Here is a 13,789-nt window from a genome sequence, read left to right on the forward strand (position 1 = left end):
GGAACTCCACCCGGCCCCGTCCCCGGCCGTTTCCGCGGGTGAGGGGAGTTCGCCGACGCAAACGTGGATATAGCGAGGGGCGGCGCGGCGGCTGCGAAAGTTGCCCTACAATAGCGGGAGCGGTTTTCGTTCCGCCCAAGCGCCTGACGCCCGGATGAGGGCGCCCGGGAGGCGCTGGGGGAACGCCTGGAGGCAAGGAGGCTCGCCATGTGCGGCATTGTGGGATATACGGGAGCTGATGCGGCTCAGGGGATTCTGATCGAGGGGCTCACGCGCCTCGAGTACCGCGGGTACGACTCGGCGGGCGTGGCCGTCCAAGATGACGGAAAGCTCCAGGTCGTGTGCCGCAAGGGCAAGGTGAGCGGGCTGGCGCACACGCTGTCGCACTTCGACTTCGCGGGCACGTGCGGCATCGGGCACACGCGCTGGGCCACCCACGGGCGCCCCTCCGAGGTGAACGCGCACCCGCACGTCTCGTGCAAGGGCGACGTCGCGGTGGTCCACAACGGCATCATCGAGAACTTCGCCGAGCTGCGCGAGGAGCTCGAGGGCCGCGGGCACGTCTTCGCCAGCGAGACCGACACCGAGGTGGTGGCGCACCTGGTGGAGGAGGCGTACGCGCGCGGCGCGGCGCGCGCGGTGGCGGGCGAGGAGCCTGCGGGCGGAAGCGTGCTCATGGAGGCCGTGGTGGAGGCGGCGTCGCGGCTCGTGGGCGCGTACGGCCTGGCCGTGGTATGCGAGCAGGAGCCGGGCGTCATCGCCGTCACGCGCAAGGACTCGCCCATCGTGGTGGGGCGCGGCGCGCGCGGCAGCTACGTGGCCTCCGACATCATCGCCATGATCGACGCCACGCGCGACGTGGTGGTGCTCGCCGACGGGCAGGTGGCGCTGCTCACGCCCGAGAGCGTCAGCTTCTTCGACGAGTGCGGCTCCCCGATCGAGCCGCGCGTCACGCACGTCGACTGGGACGTGGACATGGCGGAGAAGGGCGGCTACCCCGACTTCATGCTGAAGGAGATCCACGAGCAGCCGCGCGTCATCCGCGACACGCTGGCGGGCCGCCTGACGGCGGGCGCGCTCACCATCGACGAGCTCGACATGACCGCCGAGGAGCTCGACCTCGTCGACCGCGTCTACGTGATCGCCTGCGGCACGAGCTACCACGCCGGGCTCATCGCGAAGAACCTGATCGAGGGCTGGGCGCGCATCCCCTGCGAGGTGGAGGTGGCCAGCGAGTTCCGCTACCGCAACCCCATCATCACGCCCACCACGCTCGTGGTGGCGGTGAGCCAGTCGGGCGAGACGGCCGACACGCTCGCGGCCATCCGCGACGCGCGCGTGAAGGGCGCCAAGGTGTTCGGCATCACGAACGTGGTGGGGAGTCCCGTGGCGCGCGAGAGCGACGGCGTGATCTACACGAAGGCCAACAAGGAGATCGCCGTGGCCTCCACGAAGAGCTTCCTCGGCCAGGTGGTGAGCCTCACGCTGCTCGCGCTCCTGCTGGCGCAGAGCAAGGGCAAGCTCAAGACCGCGCAGATCCGCCTGCTGTTCCGCGAGCTGGCCGACACCGCCGAGCAGGTGGAGCGCATCCTCGTCGAGTGCGCGCCCGAGGTGGAGGCGGCGGCGCTCGCATGCAAGGACGCCGCGAGCGCGCTGTTCATCGGGCGCGGCATGGGCGCGGCCATCAGCTACGAGGGCGCGCTCAAGCTCAAGGAGATCAGCTACCTGCACGCCGAGGCGTACGCGGCCGGCGAGATGAAGCACGGCCCCATCGCGCTCATCGACGAGGGCTTCCCCGTGATCGCCATCGCCACGAAGAGCCCGGTGTACGACAAGGTGGTGTCGAACCTGCAGGAGTCCAAGGCGCGCGGGGCCATGGTGGTGGCCGTCGCCACCGAGGGCGACGAGGACATCCGCGCGCACGCCGACCACGTGATCTACATCCCGAAGGTGCGCGACGCGTTCTCCGCCATCACGGCGAGCGTCCCTCTGCAGCTGTTCGCCCGCGCCATCGCCCTCGCGCGCGGCTGCGACGTCGACCAGCCCCGCAACCTCGCCAAGAGCGTCACGGTCGAGTAGGCGGCAAGGCAGGCTCTACGTTTTGTTTGACGTCGTTGGGGAAAAGAGAGATTTTGCACGTTAGAGCAAGCTCCATGCTGCTACAATAACCTCTTGACTTGACGGCGTAAGTCCTCTGCGTTGGCAGCGCCTTCTTTCTGAGGAAGGAGGTGATTGCCCATGGAGCTTGCTATCGAAGTGGTGAGGCTGGCAACTGCGTTGCTCGGCCTCGTTACGGCGGTGGTGGTACTTCTGTCCAAAGCGCGAGGTATCGTTCGGAAAGGGAAAGGCCGCAAGTAGCAGCTTGCGGCCCAGTACCATCAACGGCGCTGCCTGACCCACATGCGAGGCAGCCGTCGAGTCGTATTATAGCAACCCCCGCGAGGAGATTTCAAGGCAGGCCATGGCGCGAAGCAAGAAAGCACAAAAGACGGTTGACGGCGTGCTCGGCATGCAAGGGGTCGAGGGCCAGGTGGGCCTCGGCGTCGACATCGTGGAGATCGAGCGCGTGCGGCGCATCCTCGCCCGCACGCCGTCGTTCGCCCGCCGCGTGTTCTCCGAGGCCGAGCAGGCGTACTGCGACGGCAAGGCCGATCCCGCGGTGCACTACGCCACGCGCTTCGCGGCGAAGGAGGCCGTGGTGAAGGCGCTCGGCACGGGGTTCGCGGAAGGGGTGGGCGTGCGCGACATCGAGGTGCGCCGCACGTCGAAGGGCCGCCCCTACGTGGTGCTCACCGGCCGCGCGCGCGAGGTGGCGCGCGAGCAGGGCGTGCGCGAGATCCCGCTGTCGCTGTCGTTCACGCACGCCGAGGCCGTGGCCTGCGCCATGGCCATCACCGAAGACGCGGTGAGCGCGGCGAAGAAGCGCGTCGACCCCATGGAGGAGCTCGCCGCCCAGTTCAAGGAGGCCCGGGCCCTGCTCGACGACCTCCCCGCGAAGGGCGCCGCCTCCGAGGGCGCCGTGGGTGCTGCGGGTGTCGCGGCTCCCAAGCCCAAGGTGCTCCAAGGCAAGCTGCTGTAGGGGCGGGCTCCGTGTCCGTCCGGGTTCCGACAGGGTAGCGGCCTGCCTGGCGGTCCATGTGTTCCTGAGGTGCTGAGCCTTTGCCCTGTGCATGGCCTTGTGTGATCGTTGCACCGCATATACGTTAGTTGTGTCGGAAAAGGAATCATTCGCCGATCGTGCCTTCTCAGGCTTCTCCTTATGTTGTATAAATACAACTTAATGACGACGGCGACCAGCAGATAAGCTCGGCCGTCTTTCCTAATGCCTTGTATGTTGTATATACACAACAGACAAGGCATTGTGGACGAGGGGAGAGCTGCCGAGGCTTTCGGCATGCGGAGAACGCGGAGGAGGTTGGTTCCGACGGAGGCGCTTTCACCCAGACGGCGGGGCAGCAACCTGGCGGCGCGCACGCCCGCGTGGTACGTGGCGCGCGTGCGCTGCGCGGCTTCGAGCAGCGCGTCAAGAAGCTTAACCGCCACAAGGCGCTTGCGCTGGTGCAGGTTGACATGTCTGACCGTGCGGTGCTCTTGCGCGCCGGACTCGCGGTGACGAGCCGCACCTAAAGGCGGCGCGCCGCCTCGCAGCTTGTTGCGCACAGGTCGGCTGAACGGTCGGGCTGTGCGCAGGAAACTGCGCCGAACATACCCAGATGCCCTGAACAGCGTCGCGCTCGACGCTCGTTGGCGTCAGGGGAGTGAATGCGTTTTCGATTGAGCGAGCCGAGAGGTCGGGGGCGAAGCCATGCCGGAAATCAGGTCGAAGTGGTACGTGATCCAAGTGCGCACGGGCCACGAGGAGCGCGCGCGTGACCTCATCAGCCAAGCTGTTGCCCATGCTGTGGAAGACGGGTTCTCTTCTGTTGCGGACGCCGCCGTGGCTGTTGCGGATGTCGTGGGTTCCACGGGCGCTGCGGGCGCCGTGGATGCTGCGAGCGTTCTTCGAGAGTGCTTCGTGCCCAAGGCGCGCGTGGCGCAGAAGGTCGACGGCAAGTGGGTTCCCTGCGAGAAGGTGCTGCTGCCCGGTTACCTGATTGCGGTGACTGCGCATGCCGACCAGCTTGAGCCGGTGCTCAGGCGCGTGCCTGACCTCACGCGCATCCTCGGAAACGACAACGCATTCACTCCCCTCGACGCAAGCGAGGTTGCGTGGCTCGAGGCGTCAACCTCCCGGTCCGACCGCGTCGTGGAGATGTCGGAAGGCTGCCTGGAGGGCGGCAAGCTGAGGATCACCAGCGGTCCCCTCTTGGGGAAGGAGGCCTGGGTGCGGAAGGTGAACCATCGCAAGAAGGTGGCGTACCTGGAGATGCAGATGTTCGGCAGGACGATAAAGGCCCAGATGGGCCTGAAAGTGACAAGAAAAAAGGTTTGAAGCAGGATTTCGCAATCGAAGATGCGGCGAAGAGCGTTCAGGTTGTGAGAGGTGCTTTGGCAGTAGGTGCGCGCAGATTCTCAAGTATACTGTTTATGGGACAGTTAACTGCAAACCGAGAGCGTATAGTCTTTCGATCACCTGCAAAGGATTTGCTTGCTATCTTTTCTCCCCTGCTGGGTCAATTGACCCAGCAGGGGAGGCCTTGCGTCGCAGGGCCGAGCGATAGGGAGGTCGCACTCAGATGAAGGGGATAATACTCGCGGGCGGGAGTGGCACCAGGCTCTACCCGCTGACGACTGTGACGAGCAAGCAGCTGCTGCCGGTCTACGACAAGCCGATGATCTACTACCCGCTGTCGATCCTCATGCTGGCCGGCATACGCGACGTCCTCGTCATCTCGACGCCGCACGACCTGCCGAACTTCGAGGGCCTCCTCGGCGACGGATCCCAGTTCGGCGTGCATCTGTCCTACGCGGTGCAGCCCAGCCCCGACGGCCTGGCCCAGGCGTTCGTCATCGGCGAGGACTTCGTCGGCGACGACTCGGTGGCCCTCACCCTGGGGGACAACATCTTCTACGGCGGCGGGCTCACGTCCCGCCTGCGCGAGGCGTCCTCGAGGGAGGAGGGCGCCACGGTGTTCGGCTACTACGTCCCCGACCCCGAGCGCTTCGGCGTGGTGGAGTTCGACGGGGAGGGCAGGGCCGTCTCCATCGAGGAGAAGCCCGAGCATCCCAGGTCCAACTACGCCGTGACGGGCCTGTACTTCTACGACAACCGCGTCGTTAAGTGGGCCAAGGAGGTCGAGCCGAGCGAGCGCGGCGAGCTCGAGATCACCTCCCTCAACCAGCGCTACCTCGAGGACGGCTCGCTGAGGGTCCAGCTGCTGCACCGCGGCAGCGCCTGGTTCGACACCGGCACCGTGCAGAGCCTGGCCAGGGCCTCCGAGTACGTCCGGGTCGTCGAGGAGGGCCAGGGGATCCAGATCGCGTCCCTGGAGGAGATCGCGTTCAACAACGGCTGGATCTCCCTCGACGCGCTGCGCGATGCCGCGGAGCGCTACGGCAAGTCCTCCTACGGCAGGTACCTCAGGACGGTCTCCGAGGGCCGCGTGCGCAGCAGCTCGGGCACGTTGCGAGAGCTCTAGGAGGTGGGGATGCTCGAGCCCAGGAGGATCATAGTGACCGGCGGCTGCGGCTTCATCGGCAGCAACTTCACGCGGTGGGTCGTCGAGAACACTGACTGCGACGTGGCGGTGCTCGACAAGCTCACCTACGCCGGCAACCCGGAGAACATAGCGGGCCTGCCCGAGGACAGGGTAAGGCTCGTCGTAGGCGACGTGTGCGACGCGGACCTGCTCGACGAGCTGGTCCCGGAGGCGGACGCCGTCGTGCACTTCGCGGCGGAGTCCCACAACGACAACTCGATCGCGGGCCCCGAGCCCTTCCTGCGCACCAACGTGGAGGGCACCTACCGCCTCCTCGAGGCGTGCCGCAGGCACGGAAAGCGCCTCCACCACGTGTCCACCGACGAGGTGTACGGCGACCTGGCCCTCGACGACCCGGCCAGGTTCACCGAGGAGACCCCGTACCATCCGTCGAGCCCGTACTCGTCCACCAAGGCCGCGTCCGACATGCTGGTGCGCGCCTGGCACCGCACCTACGGCGCGCCGGTGACCATATCGAACTGCTCGAACAACTACGGCCCCTGCCAGCACGTGGAGAAGTTCATACCGCGTCAGGTGACCAACCTGATCGACGGCGTGCGCCCCAAGCTCTACGGCGACGGGAAAAACGTCCGCGACTGGATCCACGCCGAGGACCACTCCTCGGCCGTGTGGGCGATCCTCACGCGGGGACGTGTCGGCGAGACCTACCTCATCGGCGCCGACGGCGAGAGGAGCAACATCGACGTGCTTCGCGAGGTCCTGCGCGCCTTCGGACGTGACGAAGACGACTTCGACTGGGTGCGCGACCGCCCGGGCCACGACAGGCGCTACGCCATCGACAGCTCGAAGCTCAGGTCCGAGCTTGGCTGGGAGCCCAGGCACACGGACTTCGCCGAGGGCCTGGCCGAGGTGATCCGGTGGTATCGCGACAACGAGAGCTGGTGGCGCCCCGCCAAGGCCGCCGTCGAGGCCAGGTACGCGAAGGCGGGGCAGTAGGATGACGGCCAAGCTCATAGCCGTGGAGGGCCTCGACGGCTCCGGCAAGGAGACCCAGGCGAGGCTCCTCAGATCCGCCCTCGAGGCGCGCGGCCTGCGCGTCGAGTCGGTCAGCTTCCCCCGCTACGGGCAGAGCGGCGCGGTCCTGGTCGAGGAGTACCTGCGCGGGGACTTCGGCGCCGACCCGGAGGCGGTCAACGCCTACGCAGCCAGCAGCTTCTTCGCCATGGATCGCTTCGCCAGCTATTTGCGCGAGTGGAAGGACCTCTACGAGGGCTGCGACGTCTTCCTGGCCGACCGCTACGTCACCAGCAACGCGATCCACCAGTGCTCCAAGCTCCCGCGCGGCGAGTGGGAGTCCTTCCTGCTGTGGCTCTTCGACTACGAGTACGGGAAGCTGGGGCTCCCCGAGCCGGCCCAGGTCTTCTACCTGCACCTGGGCGTGGGGGACTCCCAGCGCCTGCTCGACGAGCGCTATCACGGAGACCAGCTTCGCAAGGACATCCACGAGCACGACGTCGAGTACCTGAGGAAGAGCCAAGCGGCCGCCGAGTACTGCTGCGGGCGCTGCGGCTGGGAGCGCGTCGAGTGCATGCGCGGCGGCCGCCTGCGTTCGGTGGAGGACATCCACGCTGAGATATTGGAAAGGTTGGAGAGTTGATGCCTGGTCAGAGGAAGATCCTTGTCACGCGCTCGTCCATGCCCCCCTTCGAGGAGTACTGCGACGAGATCCGCGAGCTGTGGGACACCCACTGGCTCACCAACCGGGGCGTGAAGCACAGGCAGCTCGAGGACGCCATACAGGAGTACCTCGGGGTCGAGCACATGACGCTGTTCGTCAACGGGCACAGCGCCCTCGAGTGCGTCCTCGAGACGATGGAGCTCGGCAGGGACGGGAGGGACGAGGTCATCACCACGCCCTTCACCTTCGCCTCGACGACGCACGCCATCGTCAGGAAGGGCCTGAGGCCGGTCTTCTGCGACATCAGGCCGGGCGACTACACCCTGGACCCGTCCAAGATAGAGTCGCTCGTCACCGAGCGGACGTGCGCCATCGTGCCCGTCCACGTGTACGGCAACGTGTGCGACGTCGACGCGATCGAGGAGGTGGCCGGCAGGCACGGCCTCAAGGTGGTCTACGACGCGGCCCACGCGTTCGGCGTGGAGAGGGACGGCGTCGGCGTCGGGAGCTTCGGCGACGCGTCGATGTTCAGCTTCCACGCGACCAAGGTGTTCAACACCATCGAGGGGGGCGCCGTCGCGCATCCCGACGGCGTGCTGTCCGACCGCCTGGCGCAGTGGCGCAACTTCGGCATCACGGGGCCGGAGGACGTAGTCTATGTCGGCGGGAACTCCAAGATGAACGAGTTCGCTGCCGCGATGGGCATCTGCAACCTGCGCCACGTGGACAACGAGATCGCCAAGCGCAAGGCGGTCGCGGAGCGCTACTGGGAGCTGCTGGGCGGCGTGCCCGGGGTCAAGGTCTGCGTGCCTCCGAGCAACGTCAGGCACAACTACGCCTACATGCCGGTCGTGTTCGACCCGGCCGAGTTCGGCGCGACCCGCGACGACGTGCTCGACGCGCTCGCCCGCGAGGGCGTCGGCGCACGCAAGTACTTCCACCCGCTCGTCAGCGACTACGCCTGCTACGCGGGGCGCTTCGACTCCTCCGACACTCCGGTGGCGCGCGAGGTGGCCGCTCGCGTGCTGACGCTTCCCCTGTACGCCGGCCTGGCGCTTGCGGACGTGGATCGGATTTGTGGTATCACGTTGAAAGTCGGTGCGTAGTCTAATGGTCAATCAGGTTCAGTCTGTATTTGCAGTTGAAAGAGATCTTCTTGATGGCTCCCAGGAAATGATTAAGCGGCCTCGAAAGGTACAAATGCAGGGAAGGGCTTACACCGAGTCCCAGCAACGTAAGTTCAATCTCCTGACCAAAGAGATGCGCCTTGAGGTCGCTGCCTGTATCAAACGCGATAACTGGGAAAACGCGAATCACATGCAAGAACTGGCGCAACCTGTCGACACCGTCTATTCTCGCTACGTAAAACGTATTCTCGACATCGTGTTTTCTGGGATAGCGCTCATCATCACTTTTCCGGTGAACTTTGCTCTTCTTGTTGGCACTGCCTTGGATGTGGGGAGTCCTATCGTTTTCAGGCAGAAGCGTACGGGAAAGGATGGCAAGCCTTTCTGTCTAATCAAGTTTAGAAATATGACGAACGAGACTGACGAGAATGGAGAGCTACTACCTGCGCGGGATAGAGTAACTAAGTTTGGCAAGTTTGTCCGTAGAGCTTCACTTGATGAGCTTTTGAACTTTTGGAGCATATTCAAGGGTGACATGTCGCTTGTGGGTCCTCGCCCCCTTAAGGAGGAGACAGCGGACCGTTTCAGCAAAAGACATGCCGGAAGATTTGCTGTACGCCCTGGTCTCGAGTGTCCAATTCTTGGAGTAACTGATCATTCACCCACTTGGGAGGAGAGGTTGGAGAACGATGTCTGGTATGTGGAACACCTCTCGTTTTCCACAGACGCGAGGATGCTTTTTGGCGTGGTGCGTATGACGCTCGACTCTAAAGCTCGCTGTTACCGCGCTGGCGCTGGTGGTGGCGGTTTTATGGGCTATGACGAGGACGGCCATGTCATCGATCAGGCATCCATCCCTGAGAAGTACCTTGATGAGGTCCTGCAAAGACACGGCCTTTTGAAGCAGGCGAAGGAAGCTGATTTCCATGCCTAGGATTCTCCTCGGCAATTGCTACGACAACGCGTCATATAAGATCCTCAAGGCATGCGTTCCGACGGGTTATGAGCTCTTTCAGCTTTCCGAAGCAACCCAAGCTGCGCTGCTCGAGGCCATTCCCGAGGCCGAGTATCTTATCGCAAGTGGGCGACTTAAGATTGATGTTGGTGTGATTGCTCGAGCAAAAAAACTCAGGCTTGTTGTCAGAACTGGTGTCGGACTCGATTCTATAGATCTGCCCGCATTGGAGGCGGCTGGTATACCTCTGCGTGTGAACGCCGGCGTCAACGCTGAGAGCGTTGCCGAGCACACGTTGCTCCTCATTCTCGCTGCACTTCGACGTCTACCTGAAGCAGACCGGAAGGTCAAGGCGGGTGAGTGGCCCAAGCGTGCGCTTGGGGTTGCGTCACACGAGCTCAGGGGAAAGAAAGTTTTCGTCGCGGGTCTCGGCAACATAGGCCGTCGCGTTGTCCAGCTGCTCGGGCCGTTTGGCTGCAAGGTAGCGGGCTCGGATAGTCTTGACCGAGCGAATCTCCCGGTCGACTTCTTCGACTCCGATATAGTGACTCTGCACTGTCCTCTTACGCAAAGTACGGAGCGACTCATCGACAAGGATGTAGTCGCTCGGCTGAGGCCGGGATGTATTATTGTGAACACGGCACGCGGTGGTCTCGTGGATGAAGAAGCACTCGCTGAGGGGCTTCGCAGTGGGTGTATTGGATTCGCCTGCTTAGACGTGCGCGCGAGCGAGCCGAGTCGCGATCCCGCTCCCTTTGCCGGACTCGACAACGTGATCCTGACTTCTCATATTGCCGGCATAACTTACGAGTCCTTCGAGAGCATGATGACTGGTGCTGTGAAGAACATAGTAGAGTTTGAAGAGGAATACGACTCGAGCTGTTGCGAGAACTAAAGATGAAGGAGAATCTCTTAGATTGGTTCGTTGGGCATGTGCTTTCTGCTTTCGAGGAGGCCTATCGGTCGGAAGCGTGGGATGGTCCTGTCGCTATGGCGCTTCTTGACTGGCTAGCCATTACTATGGCCGGTTTGTCGGAGTCTCGGTGTGATACTGTTGATAAGATCACCCCCGTCGTATTTGATGCTCGCCTTCTTCCAGGTGGCATATGTGTTTCTAAAGCGATCCTTTATGGCATGGCCTCGCATTGCCTCGAACTTGATGACGGTTATCGGGCCGGTGGTGTTCATGTCGGGGCCCCCGTGATAAGCGCCCTTGTTGCGAGTGACGTTAATGCAGATTGGCCGACAATTCGACAGGCAGTGCTCTGCGGGTATGAGGCGACAGGTACCATTGCCAGACTTATGCAACCCGGGCACAAGAGGCGAGGTTTTCATGCTACAGGTACTTGCGGGTGCATAGGGGGTGCGGTCGCTGTTGCTATTGCCGCAGGCCAAAGCGTTAATGAGATCAAGAGAACCGTTTCAGCTGCTGCGTCCATGGCATCTGGGCTTCTTGAAATGCAGGAGGACGGCTCTCAGATGAAGGCACTCACCGTGGGGAACGCCGCGCTAAATGGGATCGTAGCGGCAGCTGTGGGTGGAGGAAACCTTAGGTTTCCAGCTGACGCGCTTGGTGGTCCTAGAGGCCTTTTTTCATGTATGGATGCTTCTGGGAGTGCGCCAACGGATGCAGAAGGTTTTTGCCTCGCAAACGTGTACAGAAAGCTATATCCCTCCTGCAGACATGGACACTCGGCCATTGATGCTGCTTTCGCAATCCAGAAGTCGAGAGGCTTCGATCCAAATGATATCAAGGATATAGAAATTGCTACGTACAAGGACGCCATACTTGGTCACAACCTTGTCGATATCTCTACCGATAGTCAGGCGAAAATGAGTACGCCATACTGTGTCGCTTCCGTGTTCGTGCGTGGTAGTTTCGGACTCGATTCCTTCGATGAAGCTGCTCTCCGTGATCCTATGGTGCACGGACTCATGCAGAAAACTCATGTCGTTGAGGCAAAGGAACTCAGCGAGCTGGCGCCTCAAAAGCGGGGTGCGCGCGTTACGGTTACTCTTGGCGATGGGACACGCCTGGCGAAAGAGATTCTTGATCCCAAGGGCGAGCCCGAGAATCCATTGAGTGCCGAAGAGCTTGTAGATAAGTGTGCACCACTGCTAATGCGATCAGGCTTAAGTGACAAGGCTACTCAGAAGTGCATTGAGAAGTTGCTCGTGTCATGCCAATGCAGCCTGCAAGAACTTAGGAGTTATTTGACTCTTGAAGAAAGGAACAAACGATGACAGCCATGGACGAGACAAGGGGCTTCTTGGGTAGCTTAGGATTGCCCGAGGGAGATCTATACAGCCTTCCGACCTCTAGCAAAAGATTCCCAGATGGTGGCCAGTATCGCTTTGAAGTTCCTGGGATACAGGGTCCTGCAGCCATGCGATCTCTTCTTGATAAACTTGACGAGTACGGAATTGCTATTCATCGGGTTACTCAGACGAAAGGTATCATGACTCTTCTCGACTCAGAAATCGAGGAGATGGTGTCCCTCGCAAGCGAGCGTGGGATCCAGCTCGTCCTTGCGATTGGCCCTAGGGCCACTACTGACACATCGGCTTCGGTGAAGACCGAAGAGGGAAAGCGTATCGGCTATCGCCTGCGCGGGCAAGAGCAGATCGTACGCTCCATCGAAGAGGTGAGACGTGCTGCAAAGCTTGGCGTTCGAGGCTTCATCCTCTATGACGAGGGCTGTCTTTGGGTGCTTTGTGAGGCTCGTAAAGCTGGGCTGATCCCCGCAGACAGTCATTTCAAGATGTCTGCTCACGCAGGTATCTCGAACCCTTGCTCAGCTAGGCTTTTCGAGTCGATTGGGCTTGACTCTGTCAACCCTGTTCGTGACATTCAGCTGCAGATGCTCGCAGCCATCCGTCAGGCCATTTCGATTCCTGTCGATGTTCACACCGAGAACCCGCTGAGTTCGGGAGGTTTTATCCGGCACTATGAGATTCCCGAGATGATTAGGACCGGGGCTCCAATTTATCTCAAGACGGGAGGAAGCGTTGCGGGAACGCACAGCTGGGATACGACGGCTGAGCAGGCAAAGCAGCGCGCCAAGCAGGTCGCTCTCGTCAAACGCATGATCGATGAGTACTATCCCGAGGCTGTTGCTTCACCAGCTGGCTCTATTTCTTGGGGAGGTGCAAATGAATGATGGTCGTAAGGTCGCTGTCGTCCTCGGCGGCACAGCTGCTCATATTGCGCTTCTGAAGGAGCTAAAGGGGCGTGGCTACTATACGGTCCTTGTAGATTACTATCTCAATCCTGTTGCAGCACCCTTCGCTGACGTTCATATTCGGGAGAGTACGATGAACCAGGAAAAGGTTCTTGAGATAGCACGCTATTACGATGCAGATCTGGTTCTGAGTACCTGCGTTGATCAGGCGAATATCACTGCTTGCTACGTCATGGAGGCCCTTGGGAAAACCCCGCCGTATACCTACGAAACAGCACTATCCATCACTGACAAGCTTGAAATGAAGCGTGTGATGCTGGAGAGCGGCATTCCCACATCCCGACAGGCTCTTGTAGGCGATGGCATCCCAGACGTCAGCTCGCTTTGCTTCCCGATTATGGTAAAGCCTGTCAACTGTTGCGGAGCGACCGGGGTCAAGAAGTGCGAGGACATGGAGCAATTCAAAGAGTACTATCCCTTCGCTGTTGAGTGCAGCAGAGACGGTAGGGCTCTTGTCGAGGAGTTCGTCAGTGGAGTAGAAGTTAGCGCTTACTTCTTTGTGACAGATGGGGAGCCGGTCTTACTCTCTACTGCTGAGCGTCTTAGCGTGCTCGACGGCCCCAAAGACGTTCTCAAATGTTATGGCACGATTATGCCCTCTTCCTGCGGTGAGGACGCTATTGCCAAGATCAAGAAAGCTGCTGGTGACATCGTCCGCTGCTATAGCCTGGACAATACACCTCTTCACGTTCAGGCAATCGTCGACGGGGATAGCATCAGTCTTCTCGAGTTCGCGCCGCGTGTTGGCGGAGGCCTCAGCTACATTACCGTTCGAAAGCGCACAGGCTTTGATGTCATCTCGGCTGCCGTAGACTCATGGGAAGGTAAGCGCGTCCAAGCTGCGATTTCCGAAAGCCCTGTCACTCAGATCATTCACCTCATCTATGCCAAGCCTGGTTACTTTGGCCGCATTGAGGTGTCAAGTGAGATTCTCGAGGACAGACTCATCGATGCGCTCTTTGAGTATAAGAGTACTGGAGTGCGCATTGGCGAGGAGACGGCATCTGCGGGACGGGTCGGTGCTTTTGTCGTGAGCGGCGTGACGCAGGAGGAGGCCTTCGCAAAGATAAGAAGAGCCTTTGCGGGTGTGAGGGTCTTCTCAACCGATGACGAGGACATTACGCAAAGAAATCTCTCTATAGCTGATCTATACACCATTACACTGATAGAAAAAGGAAACGAGTAAA

12 protein-coding genes are annotated in these 13,789 nt (G+C 61.4%); all 12 read left to right on the forward strand.

From position 1 onward, the window contains the following. Positions 1-207: 207 nt before the first annotated feature. The 12 genes from glmS to HRL41_RS04080 all read left to right on the forward strand — a co-directional run bounded on the left by glmS (position 208) and on the right by HRL41_RS04080 (position 13,788). Positions 208-2,079 (forward strand): glutamine--fructose-6-phosphate transaminase (isomerizing), encoded by a 1,872-nt coding sequence (gene glmS / locus HRL41_RS04025; protein WP_172135661.1) that lies wholly within the window; start codon positions 208-210, stop codon positions 2,077-2,079. A gap of 382 nt (positions 2,080-2,461) precedes the next feature. Beyond that, positions 2,462-3,079, forward strand: a complete 618-nt coding sequence (acpS, locus tag HRL41_RS04030) for a holo-ACP synthase (RefSeq protein WP_172135662.1) — start codon at positions 2,462-2,464, stop codon at positions 3,077-3,079. Between the two features lie 726 nt (positions 3,080-3,805). Continuing rightward, on the forward strand, positions 3,806-4,432 hold the full coding sequence (locus tag HRL41_RS04035; protein WP_172135663.1) for a transcription termination/antitermination NusG family protein: 627 nt from the start codon (positions 3,806-3,808) through the stop codon (positions 4,430-4,432). A gap of 244 nt (positions 4,433-4,676) precedes the next feature. Beyond that, positions 4,677-5,579, forward strand: coding sequence for a glucose-1-phosphate thymidylyltransferase RfbA (gene rfbA, locus HRL41_RS04040; protein WP_172135664.1), 903 nt, complete (start codon positions 4,677-4,679; stop codon positions 5,577-5,579). 9 nt (positions 5,580-5,588) lie between these two features. After that, complete coding sequence (gene rfbB, locus HRL41_RS04045; RefSeq protein WP_172135665.1) at positions 5,589-6,596, forward strand: dTDP-glucose 4,6-dehydratase; 1,008 nt, start codon at positions 5,589-5,591, stop codon at positions 6,594-6,596. A gap of 1 nt (position 6,597) precedes the next feature. Next, the gene (locus tag HRL41_RS04050) at positions 6,598-7,257 is read left to right on the forward strand and encodes a thymidylate kinase (RefSeq protein WP_172135666.1); all 660 of its coding nucleotides are present in this window, start codon (positions 6,598-6,600) and stop codon (positions 7,255-7,257) included. Next, complete coding sequence (locus tag HRL41_RS04055; RefSeq protein WP_172135667.1) at positions 7,257-8,384, forward strand: DegT/DnrJ/EryC1/StrS aminotransferase family protein; 1,128 nt, start codon at positions 7,257-7,259, stop codon at positions 8,382-8,384. The genes HRL41_RS04050 and HRL41_RS04055 overlap by 1 nt, the downstream gene beginning before the upstream one ends. 4 nt (positions 8,385-8,388) lie before the next feature. Then, complete coding sequence (locus HRL41_RS04060; protein ID WP_216662497.1) at positions 8,389-9,339, forward strand: sugar transferase; 951 nt, start codon at positions 8,389-8,391, stop codon at positions 9,337-9,339. After that, positions 9,332-10,255 (forward strand): D-isomer specific 2-hydroxyacid dehydrogenase family protein, encoded by a 924-nt coding sequence (locus tag HRL41_RS04065; protein WP_172135668.1) that lies wholly within the window; start codon positions 9,332-9,334, stop codon positions 10,253-10,255. Before HRL41_RS04060 ends, HRL41_RS04065 begins: the two co-directional genes overlap by 8 nt. Before the next feature lie 2 nt (positions 10,256-10,257). Next, entirely contained in the window at positions 10,258-11,604 is a 1,347-nt protein-coding gene (locus HRL41_RS04070) for an MmgE/PrpD family protein (protein WP_172135669.1), read from the forward strand. Then, a complete protein-coding gene (locus tag HRL41_RS04075) occupies positions 11,601-12,521 on the forward strand; it encodes a hypothetical protein (RefSeq protein WP_216662498.1) in 921 nt (306 codons plus the stop codon). The genes HRL41_RS04070 and HRL41_RS04075 overlap by 4 nt, the downstream gene beginning before the upstream one ends. Beyond that, complete coding sequence (locus HRL41_RS04080) at positions 12,514-13,788, forward strand: ATP-grasp domain-containing protein (RefSeq protein WP_172135670.1); 1,275 nt, start codon at positions 12,514-12,516, stop codon at positions 13,786-13,788. The genes HRL41_RS04075 and HRL41_RS04080 overlap by 8 nt, the downstream gene beginning before the upstream one ends. The last annotated feature ends 1 nt before the right edge of the window (position 13,789 follow it).

The sequence above is a fragment of the Adlercreutzia sp. ZJ473 genome (assembly GCF_013185065.1).
Lineage (GTDB): Bacteria > Actinomycetota > Coriobacteriia > Coriobacteriales > Eggerthellaceae > CAAEEV01.

Excerpts from the sequence above, each read along its gene's own strand:
- HRL41_RS04035 (WP_172135663.1), top strand. The coding sequence starts at position 3,806 with ATGCCGGAAATCAGGTCGAAGTGGTACGTGATCCAAGTGCGCACGGGC.
- HRL41_RS04075 (WP_216662498.1), top strand. The coding sequence starts at position 11,601 with ATGACAGCCATGGACGAGACAAGGGGCTTCTTGGGTAGCTTAGGATTG.
- HRL41_RS04080 (WP_172135670.1), top strand. The coding sequence starts at position 12,514 with ATGAATGATGGTCGTAAGGTCGCTGTCGTCCTCGGCGGCACAGCTGCT.
- HRL41_RS04050 (WP_172135666.1), top strand. The coding sequence starts at position 6,598 with ATGACGGCCAAGCTCATAGCCGTGGAGGGCCTCGACGGCTCCGGCAAG.
- rfbB (WP_172135665.1), top strand. The coding sequence starts at position 5,589 with ATGCTCGAGCCCAGGAGGATCATAGTGACCGGCGGCTGCGGCTTCATC.
- HRL41_RS04060 (WP_216662497.1), top strand. The coding sequence starts at position 8,389 with ATGGTCAATCAGGTTCAGTCTGTATTTGCAGTTGAAAGAGATCTTCTT.
- HRL41_RS04055 (WP_172135667.1), top strand. The coding sequence starts at position 7,257 with ATGCCTGGTCAGAGGAAGATCCTTGTCACGCGCTCGTCCATGCCCCCC.
- glmS (WP_172135661.1), top strand. The coding sequence starts at position 208 with ATGTGCGGCATTGTGGGATATACGGGAGCTGATGCGGCTCAGGGGATT.
- HRL41_RS04070 (WP_172135669.1), top strand. The coding sequence starts at position 10,258 with ATGAAGGAGAATCTCTTAGATTGGTTCGTTGGGCATGTGCTTTCTGCT.
- HRL41_RS04065 (WP_172135668.1), top strand. The coding sequence starts at position 9,332 with ATGCCTAGGATTCTCCTCGGCAATTGCTACGACAACGCGTCATATAAG.
- acpS (WP_172135662.1), top strand. The coding sequence starts at position 2,462 with ATGGCGCGAAGCAAGAAAGCACAAAAGACGGTTGACGGCGTGCTCGGC.
- rfbA (WP_172135664.1), top strand. The coding sequence starts at position 4,677 with ATGAAGGGGATAATACTCGCGGGCGGGAGTGGCACCAGGCTCTACCCG.